This is a genomic window from Sinorhizobium sp. 22678 (assembly GCF_052044265.1).
Classification (GTDB): Bacteria; Pseudomonadota; Alphaproteobacteria; order Rhizobiales; family Rhizobiaceae; genus Sinorhizobium; species Sinorhizobium meliloti_A.
Genome location: NZ_JBQEMS010000018.1, coordinates 17,838 through 33,506 on the forward strand (window position 1 = coordinate 17,838; position 15,669 = coordinate 33,506).

16 protein-coding genes are annotated in these 15,669 nt (G+C 63.3%); 10 read left to right on the forward strand and 6 right to left on the reverse strand.

The genetic code is table 11. The features are described from left to right. Window positions 1–99 precede the first annotated feature (99 nt). Both ACTJKL_RS23090 and ACTJKL_RS23095 read left to right on the forward strand, forming a co-directional pair. Window positions 100–1,500, forward strand: coding sequence for an amidohydrolase family protein (locus ACTJKL_RS23090; protein ID WP_440853890.1), 1,401 nt, complete (start codon window positions 100–102; stop codon window positions 1,498–1,500). Further along, window positions 1,497–2,204, forward strand: coding sequence for a TSUP family transporter (locus ACTJKL_RS23095; RefSeq protein ID WP_440853891.1), 708 nt, complete (start codon window positions 1,497–1,499; stop codon window positions 2,202–2,204). The genes ACTJKL_RS23090 and ACTJKL_RS23095 overlap by 4 nt, the downstream gene beginning before the upstream one ends. A gap of 19 nt (window positions 2,205–2,223) precedes the next feature. Here ACTJKL_RS23095 and ACTJKL_RS23100 read toward each other — a convergent pair whose 3' ends face one another. Continuing rightward, a complete protein-coding gene (locus tag ACTJKL_RS23100) occupies window positions 2,224–3,303 on the reverse strand; it encodes an NAD/NADP octopine/nopaline dehydrogenase family protein (RefSeq protein WP_440853892.1) in 1,080 nt (359 codons plus the stop codon). 201 nt (window positions 3,304–3,504) lie between these two features. On the opposite strand from ACTJKL_RS23100, the gene ACTJKL_RS23105 reads away from it, so the two are divergent. From ACTJKL_RS23105 to ACTJKL_RS23140, 8 genes are all read left to right on the forward strand, one after another. Next, entirely contained in the window at window positions 3,505–4,482 is a 978-nt protein-coding gene (locus tag ACTJKL_RS23105; RefSeq protein ID WP_440853893.1) for a LysR family transcriptional regulator, read from the forward strand. Between the two features lie 79 nt (window positions 4,483–4,561). Then, window positions 4,562–5,662 carry an extracellular solute-binding protein gene (locus ACTJKL_RS23110; protein ID WP_100672484.1) on the forward strand — a complete coding sequence of 367 codons (1,101 nt, stop codon included), beginning with the start codon at window positions 4,562–4,564 and terminating at the stop codon, window positions 5,660–5,662. 85 nt (window positions 5,663–5,747) lie between these two features. Further along, a complete protein-coding gene (locus tag ACTJKL_RS23115) occupies window positions 5,748–6,731 on the forward strand; it encodes an ABC transporter permease (protein ID WP_440853894.1) in 984 nt (327 codons plus the stop codon). Between the two features lie 10 nt (window positions 6,732–6,741). Continuing rightward, a complete protein-coding gene (locus ACTJKL_RS23120; RefSeq protein ID WP_100672486.1) occupies window positions 6,742–7,533 on the forward strand; it encodes an ABC transporter permease in 792 nt (263 codons plus the stop codon). A 2-nt stretch (window positions 7,534–7,535) separates the two neighbouring features. Continuing rightward, a complete protein-coding gene (locus tag ACTJKL_RS23125) occupies window positions 7,536–8,606 on the forward strand; it encodes an ABC transporter ATP-binding protein (RefSeq protein ID WP_440853895.1) in 1,071 nt (356 codons plus the stop codon). 80 nt (window positions 8,607–8,686) lie between these two features. After that, window positions 8,687–10,153 carry an NAD(P)-binding domain-containing protein gene (locus ACTJKL_RS23130; protein ID WP_440853896.1) on the forward strand — a complete coding sequence of 489 codons (1,467 nt, stop codon included), beginning with the start codon at window positions 8,687–8,689 and terminating at the stop codon, window positions 10,151–10,153. A 37-nt stretch (window positions 10,154–10,190) separates the two neighbouring features. Next, the gene (locus ACTJKL_RS23135; protein WP_018097976.1) at window positions 10,191–10,694 is read left to right on the forward strand and encodes a CMD domain protein; all 504 of its coding nucleotides are present in this window, start codon (window positions 10,191–10,193) and stop codon (window positions 10,692–10,694) included. A gap of 1 nt (window position 10,695) precedes the next feature. After that, window positions 10,696–11,274 (forward strand): peroxidase-related enzyme, encoded by a 579-nt coding sequence (locus tag ACTJKL_RS23140; protein ID WP_440853897.1) that lies wholly within the window; start codon window positions 10,696–10,698, stop codon window positions 11,272–11,274. A 65-nt stretch (window positions 11,275–11,339) separates the two neighbouring features. On the opposite strand, the gene ACTJKL_RS23145 is transcribed toward ACTJKL_RS23140, so the two are convergent. The 5 genes from ACTJKL_RS23145 to glnH form a co-directional block, all read right to left on the reverse strand. Next, window positions 11,340–12,266 carry a MurR/RpiR family transcriptional regulator gene (locus tag ACTJKL_RS23145; protein WP_100672491.1) on the reverse strand — a complete coding sequence of 309 codons (927 nt, stop codon included), beginning with the start codon at window positions 12,264–12,266 and terminating at the stop codon, window positions 11,340–11,342. Window positions 12,267–12,274: 8 nt separating this feature from the next. Beyond that, the gene (locus ACTJKL_RS23150; protein WP_440853898.1) at window positions 12,275–13,321 is read right to left on the reverse strand and encodes a C45 family autoproteolytic acyltransferase/hydrolase; all 1,047 of its coding nucleotides are present in this window, start codon (window positions 13,319–13,321) and stop codon (window positions 12,275–12,277) included. Beyond that, window positions 13,311–14,039, reverse strand: coding sequence for a glutamine ABC transporter ATP-binding protein GlnQ (glnQ, locus tag ACTJKL_RS23155; protein WP_018097980.1), 729 nt, complete (start codon window positions 14,037–14,039; stop codon window positions 13,311–13,313). The genes ACTJKL_RS23150 and glnQ overlap by 11 nt, the downstream gene beginning before the upstream one ends. Beyond that, window positions 14,036–14,692, reverse strand: a complete 657-nt coding sequence (glnP, locus tag ACTJKL_RS23160) for a glutamine ABC transporter permease GlnP (protein WP_018097981.1) — start codon at window positions 14,690–14,692, stop codon at window positions 14,036–14,038. The genes glnQ and glnP overlap by 4 nt, the downstream gene beginning before the upstream one ends. Window positions 14,693–14,853: 161 nt before the next feature. Beyond that, a complete protein-coding gene (glnH, locus tag ACTJKL_RS23165; protein ID WP_440853899.1) occupies window positions 14,854–15,600 on the reverse strand; it encodes a glutamine ABC transporter substrate-binding protein GlnH in 747 nt (248 codons plus the stop codon). Window positions 15,601–15,669 lie beyond the last annotated feature (69 nt).

Sequence of the window (15,669 nt, forward strand, 5' to 3'; positions counted from 1 at the left end):
CAAAACAAGGATCAGAGCATTTCCGCGGTTCAAAGCGGGAATGCTCTGGGCGCCGCCGAAAAGGCAGCAGCCAGCGTCGAAGCTGAAAGGAATACAAAAGTGACGGAATTGCGCGACAAGTTACAGGGCAGCAGTGAATTCCTGCTTCACCCCGGCAAGGTTCTCCTGCCGGACGGGCCTCGATCCGGAATGGGGGTAGTGGTCCGCGACGGGCACTTCACGGACATCGGCGCCGCAGGGCTTGTCGGCAGCCGGAACCCGGATCTGACACCGATCGAGCTGCCGCATCATCTGGTGATGCCCGGCTTCATCGATACACACACCCATCTGACCCAGTCGCTCGGCAAATCGCTCGTCTTCGGCGAGCCTTCCGAGATCTTTCGCCGGATATGGGTGCCGCTCGAAGGCAGTCTCGACGAACGGATGGTCTATCTTTCCGCAAAGCTTGCGGCGCTCGAGTGTCTGCGCGGCGGCTTTACCGCCGCCGTCGATGCGGGCACGCGTTCAGCCGGCCATGTCGATGCGCTGATACGGGCGGCGCGGCAAACCGGCCTGCGCAGCGTCATAGGCCTGATCTGCAACGACCTCGGCGGAGCCGCCGTCGTCCCCGAACGCACGACGATCCTCAAGAACGCAGCCAGGCACCTGGCCGCATTCGAGGGCGACCCTCTCGTTCATGCCTCGCTCGCCATTTCCCTTCCGGAGGCGGCCAGCGACCACATGCTGGCCGACGTTTCCCGGATGACACGTGAATCGGGAGCGATTTTCCAGACCCATGTCAACGAACACCTCGTCGCCGTCGAGCGCTCGCTGGTCGCAAACGGCCGCCGTCCGCTTGAGCACCTCGCCCATCTGGGCGCCCTCGGCCCGCATGTGCTGATCGCCCATTCCACGCTGGTGACACCTCACGAGCTGAACCTGTTGCGCGACAGCGGCACGGCCGTCGCCTACAATCCGGTCGCCAGCCTCTGGAAGGGCAATGCGATCGCGCCCGCGCTGCAGATGGCCGCACTCGGCATCCGCTTCGGGCTGGGAACAGACGGAACGCGCGCCGACGGCTTCCGTCTGATGGATGCCGCCGAAGGCCTGCAACGCGCCGGCTTCGGCCTTGCGACAGGCGACTCCTCCTGCGGCGGCGGCTGGCTCTGGGTCGAGCGGGCAACCGCTCGGGCTGCGGACGCCGCAGGTCTCGCCGGAGTGACCGGTGCGATCCGCGAGGGGCTTGCCGCCGATTTCCTTCTGGTCGACCTGGATCGTCCTGAATTCACCCCCTCCCACGATCTCATGTGGGAGCTCGTGCGCTACGGCAATCGCGACCAGATCGACGCAGTCTTCACCGCCGGGCAACTCCGTCTCTGGCAGGGCTGGCCGGTCGGATGGGATGCACGCGCTCTTCTTGCCGAGGTGCGCGAGGTCACGGCCGAGGCCATCGCAAGGGCGCCGATCCAACGCGTCCACAAACCGTCGTCCGAGCATCGGGCGCTGGGGCATTTCGCATGACCCTCGGCCTCTTTGCGGTCCTGAGCGCCGTTACGCTCGTCTCGTCCTTCATCCAGGGTGCGCTCGGCATCGGCTTCGCACTGATCGTGGCGCCCGTCGTCGGCATCCTTAAGCCCGATCTCCTGCCGGTGACGCTGCTTCTTCTGATGCTGCCGCTCAATTTCCACGTCGCCTGGCGGGAACGGTCGGCGGTCGATTGGTCTGGCGCGAAGTGGATCACGCTCGGCAGGTTCGCCGGCACCTTTGCCGGCGTGTGGCTGCTCGCCGCGCTCTCGACGCAGCAGCTGGATCTGGCCGTCGGCTGGTTCACGGTCATCGCCGCCGCCGCCGCGCTCTTCGCGCCGCCCTTCGAACCGGGCCGCCCGAGCGCGCTCGGCGTCGGATTGTTCACCGGTGTGACCGAAACGGCGACCGGTATTGGCGGCCCGCCGCTCGCTCTCCTTTACCAGCACGCCCAGGGGCCGATACTCAGAGCAACCGTGGCGGTGTGCTTCTTCGTCGGCGAAATCATGTCGCTCGTCATACTCGCCTTTGCAGGCCGTCTCGGAGCGGACCAGCTACTGGCTGCGCTCTACCTCGCACCGGCAGTTCTCCTCGGAAGCGCTCTGTCGCGGCTGACGCACGACCATATTCGCGGCCGCGGCCTGCGCTTGGGCGTGCTTACCTTCGCGCTGGCCAGCGGGGCTTTTCTGATCCTGAGATAGGCGCACGCCCTGCTCGGCGTCAGGCCGTGAAACCCTGGTCGCAAAGCTCTCTGAGAGCGGCGGGCGAGAAACTGTCGAGCGCAAGCTCCGGCAACAGGTCGTTATCGGCCGCGAGGTTGCGGTTCATTGCAGCGGAAAACAGGCTCGTTCCCGCTTCGTGCAGAACAGCGGGCCGGCCGGCGATCCTTCCAAGCAGACTGGTGGGGACGAGCCCGAAGGGCACGTCCTCGTAGATGTACCGGCTGTCGGCTGTCGCCGGGCCGAAACCGCCCCGTCCTTCGGTGTGCATCTGCTGGTTCATGTCCGAGACCGTGCCCATCGGCACATGGAAAGACAGGGAGAAATGTTCGCGTACGGTTCTGACCGACAGACCGAAGGTTTCGGCGATCTTCAGCCGCTCCGCGTCGAGCGCTTCGATCAATTGTCCGACAGCCGGCGTCACATGCTCGCCCTGTCCCCATTTCTCGCCCTTCTCCATGCGGGTCAGGTTGAGAAGCGCGATGCCCAGGTGGTTCTGCGGGTTGAGGTTGGAAAGCGAGATGGCCAGAAGCCCGTCGCGCTCGACGAAGCGGTCGCCGAAGAGTTCCGTGCACAGCGCCTTCCCCTCGGCTGCGGCAGCCTTCGGCAAGGTGGCGACGTCGATTTTCTGGCGGACGGTATTGACGGAAACGCTCGCGCCGTCCGGCTGCTGGCGGCCGGTCAGAAGGGTCGTGCCCCAGACGATGATGGGCAGGGAAACGCCCCGTTCGGCCAGCCGCTTCGAAAGATAGAGCGCGCCGAAGGAGCTGTGCGAGCTGACGATCACGGGCTGGCCGGACTTCAGGTGCGGCAGCGCCGCATCGAACGCCACACGATGACCATTGGCGGGCAGCGCAACGATGACCGCATCGACCTCGGCGACCGCCTCGCTTGCGTCACGGGCAACCGCCACCGGGCCGGAAAACTCGACGGCGCCTGTCGCCGTCAGCGGCTCCCCTTCCGACAGTTTGCGCGTGCGCGCCCCCGAAGGAGACCACAAAACGGGGTGATGACCGGCTTTTGCCAGGAAAGCTGCCATGCCGAAGGCGATCGCCCCGGCGCCGAGAATACCAATACGCATCGTGGTTCTGTCTTCCTTTCTCAAATGGCGACGTGCTTTGCCGCCTTGCAATCGAGGTCGCCCAACACCGCTCTTCGCGAAGCATCCAGCGGGAAACCGGAGATTTTTCACTGGATAGCACCGAAAAGAAAAATTGTCCTTTGTCACTGGCGCTTAAGATACGTTTTATGCAGTATGAGACAGCTATAATGCACTGGGCGCATGATCGAGATGGAGATACGGGAACTCGAGGCCTTTCTTGCGGTGATGTCCACCGGCAGCATCACCGCCGCCGCCCGGCTGCTCGATCGCTCCCAGTCCCAGGTCACGCGCCTCATCCAGGACCTCGAAACCTCCGTCGGCTTCGCGCTCTTCGATCGCAACGGTCCGAAGATCGCACCGAGCGAAAAGGGGATCGCCTTCCACGCGGAAGCCGAGCGCTTCCTGAGCGGCATCGGCCATTTGCGGGAGCGGGCAAGGACGATCGCGGAAAAGGAGCCGCAGCCGATCGAGATTGTGGCGATCCCGGCCTTCGCCAGCGGCATCATCCCCTTGGCGCTTGCGGCGTTGCCGGAAAAGCTGCTGCCGCGAAAAATCCATCTGCGCAGCCTGCCGGCGGAGGCGGCGGTGCAATCGGTATTGGCCCGCACGGCAGATTTCTGCGTCACGTCTCTGCCGGCCGACCAGCCGGGACTGGAAGTGCACGGGGTGTTTCAGGGACCTTGCGTTGCCGCCGTGGCGGAAGGTGATCCTCTTGCCGCCTGCGAGGTGATTTCGATCGCAGATCTTGCCGGACGCAACATTATCACGATGGCCAATCCGTTCCGCCTGCGCCACCGCGTGGACATAGCGTTGGAGGCAGCGAATATCCGCCCGGCCAGGATCATCGCGACCAGCGTTTCGGTCAATGCGGTACAGATCGCATCGACGGGGCTCGGCGTGGCGATCATCGAGCCTGCGACAGCCTACGGTTTGAAGCTGGCCAATGTCGCGGTCCGTCCGCTCGACGTCGACATTCCTTTCCCGTGGGCGATCTTTTCGGCCGCCGCGCGTCCGTTATCCGACAGCTCGCGCGAACTGATTCAGGCGATCATACAGATTGCTTCCGCTCACATCCCGGGATTTACCGCTCACGACCCGCGCAACGTCAATCGCGTCGCCGATATGATCTTGGGAGGAGACCAGACCGACGCACGCTAGCCCGCGAAACCGCCCTGCCAAATGCCGGGAAGTATCCAATTCATAACAACGAAACTGAGAACCAAAAGAGGAGAATGACATGAAAGACTTCACCGCAACCCGCCGCTCCACGCTGAAGCTTCTGGCCGCCGGCACGGGCGTCCTGGCAGCGCCGGCAATCATTCGCCCGGCATTTGCCCAGTCCAAGGTCGTGAACATCACCACCTATGACAAGTTCGTTCCGCAATCCTTTATCGACCAGTTTCAGAAGGATACGGGCATTGAAGTGCGCATTCGCCTGACAGACGACCAGGGCAAGCAGTACAACGTGCTGTCGGCCGAAGGCGAGACGCCTTCGACGGATATCGTCACGGTCACCGGCCATCGTCTGTCGCAATTCATCGGGTCCAAGCTGCTCACGCCGCTCGACACCGGCCGGCTGAAGAACTGGGACAAGCTCGCCTCCGCCTACAAGGGCGCACCGCAGCTTACCGTCGACGGTTCGGTCTACGGGGTGCCGCTTTTGGCCGGCTTCGAGGGCCTCGCCCGCAACACGGATTATACCAAGGCCTCCGACAGCTGGGCCATCATGTTCGATCAGGAATACAAGGGCCTGACGTCCTACATCATTTCCGACTTCCTCCAGATTACCATGCGCTATCAGGGCAATGACGGCGACTTCGTCACCTATGAAGGCAAGCCGGAGGAGGCGCAGGCCGCAACCAACAAGGCGCGCGACTACCTGATCCAGAACAAGGACATGGTTCGCAAATACTACGACGCCGGCTCCGAAGTTCAGCAGATGTTCGTCAACGAGGACATCTATGTCGCCCATAGCTGGTCCGGCCCCGCGGCGAAGCTGATCATGGACGGACATCCGATCGAAATATCGGTTCCGAAGGAGGGGACCTATGGTTTCCTCTACTCCTTCAACGTGGTGAAGAACGGCCCGAATACGGATGCGGCCTATACCTTCCTCGACGCCATCCTCTCGTCTCCGGAGATCGGCGCGGCGATGAGCCGGCAGTCGGGCTTCGCCTCCGCATTCGACGGCGTGGACAAGGTGCTGAACGACAAGGAGCGTGCTGCAATGACCCTGCCGCAGGAGCAGACCGAGCGCATCCAGTTCTTCAGCTCCGTCAACCGCGACATGAAAAACGAGATGGTCGACAAGGCGGTCGCCGAGATCAAGGCCGCCTGATCGATCGCCGAGGCCCATCCGACGCGGCCGGTCCCCTTGGGATCGGCCGCGAGAAAGAGCATTTCCTGAGCCTGGAACGACGACAATGGTAGATACGACCACAATGCAAGCCCGATCCGCCGGTTCTTTACGGGTGCCCCGTTATGCCGGATGGATCGGCAAGGCCGTCGGTTCGGGTCTTTATCGCCACACCATCGGACGCCTTGCGGACAGCCGCCGTGCCCGCCTGGCGCTGCTTGCCGGCGTCCCTCTCTTCTGGATCGCGGCGCTGCACATCGGCCCGATCTTCCAGATGGCGCGGATCAGCTTCATGACGGACTACCCGCAGGCACCGGACGGAGGCCCCGCCTATACGCTGGCCAATTACGAGCTGTTCTTCTCCGACCAGCTCTATTTCATGCCCTTCATCCGCAGCCTCATCTTCGCGGCCGTCGTCACGATCTCGACCCTGGTGATCGTTTATCCGGTCGCTTACTACGTCGCGAAAATCGTTCAGCCGAAGAACCGCATGCGCGCGTTGCTGCTCCTGCTCATCCCCTTTTGGGCTGGAGAACTGATCCGCACCTTTTCGGTCATCATGCTTCTCGCCAATCGCGGCGCGGTCAACGTAGCGCTACGCGAACTCGGCTTCATCGACCGGCCGATCCCGATGCTCTACACGTCGTTCTCGCTGAGCTTCGGCGTCATCTATCTGCTGGCGCTCTACATGTTGCTGCCGCTCTATTCGGCCATCGAGAAGATACCGACACCGCTCATTCATGCGGCGGCCGACCTCGGTGCCGGCCCGTTCCAGCGCTTCCGCCGCGTGATCCTGCCCTTGTCGAAGGACGGCATCGTCTCCGGCTGCAGCCTCGTCTATCTCACCTCCGTCGGGGTCTTCGCGGCACCGCTCCTGCTCGGCGGCCCGAATACGGTCATCTTCCCCGAGGTGATCGCGACGCTCTTCCACTCCTCGAACGACAAATGGCCCGAAGGCGCCGCCTTCGCCATGCTGCTGCTCGCGGTTTCGCTGTCGACGGTCGGCCTGTTCATGCGGGTGATCGGCGGCCGGTCCGTCCGGCTGATGTAAGGAGGCCACGATGCGACCATACTTCGCCGATCTCCCGAAAACCGCCCTCGGTGCCGCCTACTGGCTGTTTGCGGTCTATCTCCTGCTGCCGCTGGCGCTGATGACGGCCATGAGCTTCAAGGATGCGAGCTTCGTCGCCTTTCCGATCACGGACTGGACGCTCAACTGGTATGCCCAGGTGTTGCAGGACAAGCAATTCATCGAAGCCTCGCTCTATTCGGTCGGGATTGCGCTGGCGACCACTGCCGCGGCGACCGTCATCGGCGTCTGGATCGCTCTTCTGGTCTCGACCGAAGGTATCTGGGGCAAGGCCATCATCTTCGCACTCGCCTGCCTGCCGGCGGTCGTTCCGGGCCTGATCAACGCAATCTCAATGCGGATATTCATCCGCACCGTCGACATCCCGACCGGCACGGCGGCGATCATCCTGTCACATGCAGTCCATGCCGTGCCCTTCGTGGTGATCATGGTGCTCACGCGGCTGCGTTCCATGCCGGCCAATCTGGTCGACGCAGCCCGCGATCTCGGCGCCGATCGGTTCGTGGCCTTCCTCAGGGTCACGATCCCGTACCTGATGCCGGCACTTCTCGGCGGCATGATCTTCTGCGTGCTCACCAGTATCGACGACTTCGTCCGCACCTTCTTCCTCGGCGGCTACAAGCCCACGCTCCCGATGCTCATCTTCGCGAAGGTACAGGGCGGCATGTCGCCGGAGATCAACGCCATGGCGACGATCGTGCTGGTCGTGACAGCCGCTGTCGGCGTTTACGCCGAGCACCTCACCCGCCGTTCAAGGAACTGACGATGCAGCCTGTGGTCCACTTCAAAAACGTCAACAAATATTACGGCGGATTGCCTGCGGTCGATGGCCTGGACCTCGCCGTAGAGCCGGGACAATTCGTGACGCTGCTCGGCCCCTCCGGTTGCGGCAAGTCGACGACGCTCAGGATGCTCGGCGGTTTCGAGCAACCCTCGTCGGGGGAGATCTATCTCGAAGGCGAGCCGATCTCGCATCTGCCGCCGAACAGACGCAACGTCAACATCGTCTTTCAGGACTATGCGCTCTTTCCGCACCTCAACGTCGGACGCAACATCGCCTTCGGACTGGAATTGAAAGGACTGGCTTCGGACGCGATCCACAAACGGACCATGGAGCTGCTGGCCCTCGTCAAGCTCCAGGATTTCGCCGACCGCATGCCCGACCAGCTTTCGGGCGGCCAGCGCCAGCGCGTCGCGCTGATGCGCGCGCTCGCCCCAGACCCGAACGTGCTCCTGCTCGACGAGCCCCTTTCGGCGCTCGATGCGAAGCTGCGCCAGCAGATGCAGATCGAGCTGAAAACCATCCAGCGGACCACCGGCAAGACCTTCATCTTCGTCACCCACGATCAGGAGGAGGCGCTGACCATGTCCGACGTGATCGTGGTGATGAACAAAGGCAGGATCGAGCAGATGGGCGGCCCGAACGAGCTCTATTCCCGGCCGCGCAGCCGCTTCGTCGCCAACTTCATCGGCCAGAGCAATTTCCTCGAAGGCAAGCTGCTTTCCGACGACGGCACGACCGCGGCCATCGACTGGAACGGAAGCATCATCCACGCCGACCTCAACGGGACGAAGCTGGCGGCCGGCACCGGCGCGACCGTCGCGCTTCGACCCGAGGCCCTCTACTGCGTGGCGGAACAGCCGAAGGACCGGTTCGCCCTGAAGGGGCGCATCGTTCAGCGCGTCTTCAAGGGCGCCCATACGTCCCTAACCGTGCAACTCGAAAATGGCGCGGAGCTGGCCTTGCAGCTCGACCCGGTAGCGCTTTCGCACATCGGGACGGACGAGGTGTGGCTCGGCTGGCGCGAGCGCGACGCGGTCGTTCTTGCCGACTGACGCGCCTGTTTGGCGCAGACTTTTCAGGGGGCCGCCGGCAGCGACGGTCCCGAAAGCGGATTTCAGGAGCAAAGGCTATTATGACGGATGAACAGCATGGGCGGCTCGCGGAACTGAATGCGAGGGTCAAACAGGACCTGGACTATCTCAATTACCCGCCTGCCAATTGGTCGAAGCCGGTCACGACGGCTGACGGACAGCCGGTGAGCGATGTCGTCATCATCGGCGGCGGCATGTGCGGCATGGTCGCCTGGCTTGCCCTGACCCGGGCGGGCATCGCCAATCTGCGCATCCTCGACCGTGCCCCCGAGGGGCAGGAGGGTCCCTGGGTCACCTTTGCCCGCATGGAAACCCTGCGCTCGCCGAAGAACCTGCTGGGCCCGGCGCTCGGCATGGCCTCGCTCACCTTCCGCGCCTGGTACACCGCCTGCTTCGGTGAAGCGGCGTGGGAAACGCTGTTCCGCATTCCCCGCCCGATGTGGATGGACTATCTGAAATGGTACCGCGGGGTTCTGTCCATTCCCGTCGAGAACGACACGCATGTCACCCGCGTCCGCCCTCGCGAGGACGGTCTCCTGGAGCTGGAGATCGCCGGCGGCGGAAAGCCTTCCATCGTCACGCGCAAGCTGGTTCTGGCCACGGGACGCGAAGGCCTTGGCGAGCCGGTCGTTCCGGCTTTCGTCAAAGGCATGAAGCGTCACGCGTCCTGGGCCCATTCCGCCGACGACATCGATTTCGAGGCACTCAAGGGAAAGCGCGTCGTCGTCATCGGTGTCGGCGCATCCGCTGTCGACAATGCGGCCGAGGCGCTGGAGGCCGGCGCGGGCGAGGTCCGCCTGCTCGCGCGCCGCAAGGAGATGCCGACCGTCAACAAGCTGATGGGCATCGGCTCCTACGGGGTAACGGCGGGGTTTGCCAAAATCGATCCGGAGTGGCGCTGGCGGATCATGGACTATTCGGTCAAGCAGCAGACGCCGGCGCCGCACAACTCGACGCTGCGCGTCAGCCGCCATCCCAACGCCTTCTTCCACTTCGATTGCGCCATCGGCTCGATGCGGGAGGAAGGCGGCGAAGTGCTGATCACCACCACGAGGGGCCGCGTCTTCCGGACCGATTTCGTCATCCTCGGAACCGGCTTCACGGTCGATCCGCTCAGCCGCGACGAGCTCGCGCCCTATCAGGACCGGATCGCCTGCTGGGAGGACCGCTACACGCCGCCGGCCGGAGAAGAGAATTCAGACCTTGGCCGTTTCCCCTGGCTCGATGACGATTTCGCCTTCACCGAGAAGGAGCCCGGCACCGCGTCATGGCTCAAGGACATCCACTGCTTCAACTATGGTGCCTCGATCAGCATCGGCAAGGTGAGCGGCGACATTCCGGCAATCAGCGAGGGCGCGCTCTGGCTGGCACGCGGGGTCGCCGCCTCGCTCTTCATCCGCGATATCGACTACCACTGGAAAGCCCTGCTCGCCTATGAGAAGCCCGAACTCGACGGCTCCGAATGGACCGACGCGGACGCGCCGCAGCCGGCACACAAAACTGCTTGAATTTCTCGATGACGATTGCCCAAGCTGAAGGATTACGATGACCGTTTCCCCGAAAACAGATGTGATCGACGCCGTGCTCGGCCTGGATCCCTCCTCGCCCGTTCAGGCGCTGCGCGAGCGGCGCGAAAAGCTCAAGCATTTCACGCAAACCAGTCATGACGCGGCGCTTCTCCCCGCCGAACCAGGTAATTTCTCCTACGCCATGAGGGCGGCTCTTGCGGCGCGCATCGCCGGCCTCTGGAAAGCGGCAGAGCTCCAGGCCCATTACAAGGCGCAGCTCGAGGAGAAGGGATCGACACCCGACCTTCGATCAATCGCCGATCCGTCCTTCAGGCCCGAGGGCGACAAGCGGCTCGCAACGATGCTTGCGCATGTCGACCTGGTGACGCTCAAGCCGAAGGAAGCGACGCGCGCGAATATCGAAGCGCTCTACGCCGTCGGTCTCGACGACCGCGACATCGTAACCCTCGCGGGTCTTATCGCCTTCGTGAACTATCAGGTGCTGGTCGTGGCCGGCCTCAAGATGCTGAGGGACAACTGACATGTCGGAAGCCGTACACGAATTCACCCTGGAGCCGCTCGACTGGCAGCCCTACGTCAAACCCGTGAAGCTCGACGAGGCGACGCCGGAGCAGCTCGACGCTCTGAAAGTGACGCCCTCCAACACCAAGGTTTCGAACTATGTCCTGGTTCTGGCCAACGACGCCGAGATGCTCGCCGAACGTACGCCGCTCTTCAACGACATCATGTATAGCGAAGGCGGGCTCTCGCGCGGCGGGCGCGAAATCGGCGCGCTGGCAGCTTCCTTCGTCAACCGCTGCATCTACTGCGCCTCGGTGCATGCCAACCGCTACATCCAGCTGGAAAAGCGGCCGGAGGTGGTGGACGAAATCTACAGAAGCGGCCTCGACGCCGACCTGCCGGATTTCGAGCAGGCGCTCTTCAATTTCGGCGTGGATCTGACGGCGCACCCGGACAATGTCGGCGTCTACCAGTTCTACCACCTGCGCGAGATCGGGCTCGACGAACTGGAGATCCTCGACCTGATCCATTCGATCGCAATCTTCGGCTGGGCGAACCGCCTGATGCATACGCTCGGCGAACCGCATCTGAAGGAGTGAGACGTTGGGCGGTTGCCACCTGCGTGTGGCGTAGAAGCCTTCAGCGCCGGCGCCTTCGTTCCGAATCAACCGGTTTCGATGCCCATTTCTCCGATCAGCCTCTCCCGCGCGGCAAGGGCAGCGATGGCGCGTTCGCCCAGTTCGCGAGCCACGAGATTGAGTAGCCCTTCGCAAAAGACGATATAGGCTCCCATGCTGTTGCTGAAGAAACTGCTGGCGTGCGGGATGAAGAAGGCGTGCCGGGCGGGGGGAACGAGCGGCGAAGAACGGCTGTCCGTTACTGCGATCACCTCCAGTCCGGCTTTTTCTGCCACCGCGGCCACTTCCGCCACGCTGCGGGTATAGGGCGCGCAGCTCGCGACCAGAACCAGGTCTCCGGGAGAAAGCTGCGACAGCGCCTCCGCCTCGCCGAGACGCGGTGCGTCCAGCAGGGCGACGTCGCTGCGCAGCATTCCGAGGCCGTAGACCATAAAGCTCGCGAAAGCATGGAACTGGCGTACCCCGTGCACGCGCACACGCGGCGCGGTCGCGAGCAACGCCGCCGCCCGCTTCAGCGTTTCGGCATCCGTCTGGCCGAGAAAGCCGTCGATATTCGCCTTCGTCTCCTGGCCGATGCGTTCGAGGACATGGACCTCTTCCCGCTCGCCGCGCGTGACCGACATCAGACGGCCAGCCTGGCGGCTGTAGAAGTAGCGCTCGTCATCGGCGATCGCCTGGCGGAAGACGCTCTGGAAATCGCTGAAGCCGGCATAACCGAGCCGCTTGGCAAGCCTGGTAAGGGTCGAGGCGTTAACGCCCTGGCCGTCGGCGAGCTCGGATATGCTGCGCACCGCCGTCTGTTCGGGCGTATCGACCAGCCGTGCCAGCACGTCGAGCGCCTTGCTGCCGAGAGCGAGGTCGATTTCCTTGCGCCTGATCCTGAGCGTCAGGTCGCGCAGTTCCTCGATCGTGCCTGGCCGGGACGACGCCGGGGGATCGGTGGGCGGTGCCATCGTGAACCTCAATCGAGCAGCGACCGCCTTTCCTCGAAGCGAAAGAGCGGTGCGGCATGCGCCCTGTCGTAGATCTCGCAGGCGATTCTGTCCATGTCGACGCGAAAGACCGCCGTCGCCAGCGTGTTCTCGCCGTCCGGATCGTCCGGCTGTTCGCGATAGATCGGCAGGGCCGTCCGCTGCCGGTCCCAAAGGACCGCAAGAGGTTCGACGCCGGTCACGCCGCCGGCCAGAATTTCCTCTCCACGTTCCTGTCTGGAGCGGGAGGAGGCGGTGACGCGCTGGCGCTCTTCGCGCGTGCCGTCGTGAATCAGATGGTTGGCGTGCACTTCGGGCGCATCGACCTGCCGGACCGAACAGGCCGAATGGGTAAACTCGACGCTGGCTATGCCCCGATTTCCGGGCTGCGCCAGGGAAATATGGAAGGCGGCGGCGCGCTGCGAACTGCGCAGCATGTCGAGTGCCTCGCGGACCGTGCCGCAATCGAGCACGGCGCGGCAGAGGACCATGCGCGGCATTCCTGGTCCTGTCTGGCGCGAGCGGATATTGTTGACGGCCATGGCGAGCCCGGCATCGTTGAGCGCGAATGTATGCCCCGGAAGCGAACCGGGATAGACGAAGCCGAAGAAGGCGCGGCCCCCTGCGGAAGCGATACGGACAATGGCGCAGCCCGGACGAAGGCCCGGATCTCCGTCTTCGTTATGAGCCAGCGTGAGCCTCTGGCCGGGCAGCATGACTGTGGTGCATCCGTCGGGGGCGATCGCCCGGATATCGCCGCGGCAGTTCCAAGCAAAGACCTCGTCAAAGGGCAGTTCGAGGCCTTTTGCGAGACCGTGCAGTTCCTCGAAATAGCGGGGAAAGTGTGCTTCGACCAGTGCCCTCGCCGCGACGATGCGTTCATGGCCGGCGAAGGCGATGACACTTGCCCAGCCGTGTGTCCTGATCAGATGGTGGTGGACGATGTCGCGGCCATGGCGGCCAAGCGCAACGCCGACCTCGAAGGGCGACCCGTCGATCTCGACCAGGGGCAGGCTGCTTGAAACCTCAATGGACATGCTGGAGAAACTCACGAAGACGCGGATTTTCGGGATTATCGAGAAGTTCGGTCGGATCGCCGTCGACGGAAATCTTGCCGCCCTCCATGAAGATCAGCCGGGAGCCTACCTGGCGTGCAAAGGCGATCTCATGCGTGACGACGATCATCGTCATGCCCTCCTCCGCAAGCGATTGCATCACCCGCAGAACCTCATGGCGCAGTTCGGGGTCGAGCGCCGAGGTCGGCTCGTCGAAGAGCATGAGTTTCGGCTTGACGGCCAGCGCTCGGGCGATGGCGACGCGCTGCTGCTGGCCCCCGGAGAGCTCGGAGGGATAGTGATGGCCGCGGTCGGCCAAACCTACTTTGGCAAGCAGCTCGCGGGCTTGCCCGATCGCCTCGGCCTTGCCGACGCCACGCACGCGCCGCGGCCCGAAAGCGACGTTCGCGAGCGCCGTCATCTGTGGGAAAAGGTTGAATTGCTGAAACACCATGCCGGCTTCCTGCCGGATGAGTCTCACCTTGGAGCGCCCTTCGCGCACGCTGATGCCGTCGACCACGAGGTCGCCCCCATCGATCTCCTCGAGTGCATTGATGCAGCGCAGGAGGGTCGACTTGCCTGAGCCCGAAGGGCCGATGAGCACCACGACCTCACCGGCCTCGATGTTGAGGTCGACTTCCTTGAGCACGGTTACGTTGCCGAATGCTTTGGTGACGTTCCTGAATTCCACAATGCTCATAGGATGCGCATCCTCTTTTCCGTCACGCGCAGGATCAGGGTCAGCGTGCTCGTCATGATGAGGTAGAGAACGGCGACGGCGGACCAGATCTCGACTGCGCGGAAATTCGCCGCCATGATTTCCTGGCCCTGGCGGGTCAGCTCGCCGACACCGATGACGATGAATAGCGATGTGTCCTTGAGGCTGACGATGAACTGGTTGCCAAGCGGCGGGATCATTCGCCGGAAGGCGATCGGGCCGACAATGTAGGCGAGCACCTTCCAGACCGGTAAGCCGAGCGCCAGCCCCGCTTCCTTCAGTCCCTTGTTCACCGAGAGCAGCGAGCCGCGAACGATCTCGGCAATATAGGCGCCCGCATTGACAACGATCGCCGTCACCGCCGCGGTCATCGGATTGACGCGAAAATCCGCGAGCAGCGGCAGGGCGAAGTAGATGAACATCACCTGCACGACGATCGGCGTGCCCCTGATCACCTCGACATAGGTAAAGGCGACGGCGTTCAGGATAGCGTTGCCATAGGCACGCATGAAGCCGGCGACGACACCGACGACCAGGCCGCCGACGAGGCCCGCCAGTGCTATCAGAATGGTCAGCCGTGCACCACCCAGGAGAGCGGGCATGGCCTCCACGACCACAGACCAATCGAATTCCATTGAATTGCTCCGCTGCGTCGCGATCTGCCTCTGCGGCGATGGCGACGCTACCGATAGAGGTTATGGACGGCTGCAGTGGCAGCCGCCGCGGCTTCGTGGAAATGCTCTCGCCATTCCTGCGGGCGGGCTGGATCGATCCGGCCCGCCTCGATGCAGGAAACTCAGCTCTTCGGCTCGACGCCGAACCATTTCTTGTAGATTTCGGCGTAACGGCCATCGGCCTTCAACTTGGCGAGCGCCTCATTGACCTTGGCGACGAGTTCGCTGCCTTTTGGGAAGCCGATGCCGTATTGGTGCGCCATCATCTGTTCGCCCACCGCCTTGACCTTGCCGCCGCCGGCAGTCGCCACGTAATAGAGGACGTTCGGCGTGTCGTGCATCGCGGCGTCGACGCGGCCGGTCTGCAGTTCGAGATAGGCGTTGTCGATGTTCGGGAACTGGCGAAGCTCGGTCTCCGTGAAGTTCTCCTTCGCATAGTCGGTGGCCGACGTGCCGGTCTTTACGGCCAGCGTCTTACCCTTGAGGTCCGACGAACCGGCAATGGCGCTGTCGGCGGCCACCATCAGCATGAAGCCGCTGTCATAATAGCCATCAGAGAAGTCGATCACCTTCTTGCGTTCGTCCTTGATGGTGATGCCGGCGAGGGCGGCATCGACCTGCTTCGTCTGCAGCGCCGGGATGATGCCGTTGAAGTCCATCGGCTGCAGCGTGTAGGTAACCCCGATCTCGCTCGCGATAGCGTCCCAGAGATCGATGTCGAAACCGACATATTTGTCGCCCTGCTTGAACTCGAAAGGCACGAAGGCCGTGTCGGTGGCGACGACCAGGTCCTCGGCAGCTGCCGGGCCGGAGAGCGAGAGTGCCGCGGCGAAAAAGCCCGCGAAGAAATGGCGAAGTCTGTTTCTCATGGTGGCGTTCCCCTGTTTTGCATTCGGGCATCAGCGTTTTGCCGCCGGCGCCAGTGTGCAAATATAGAA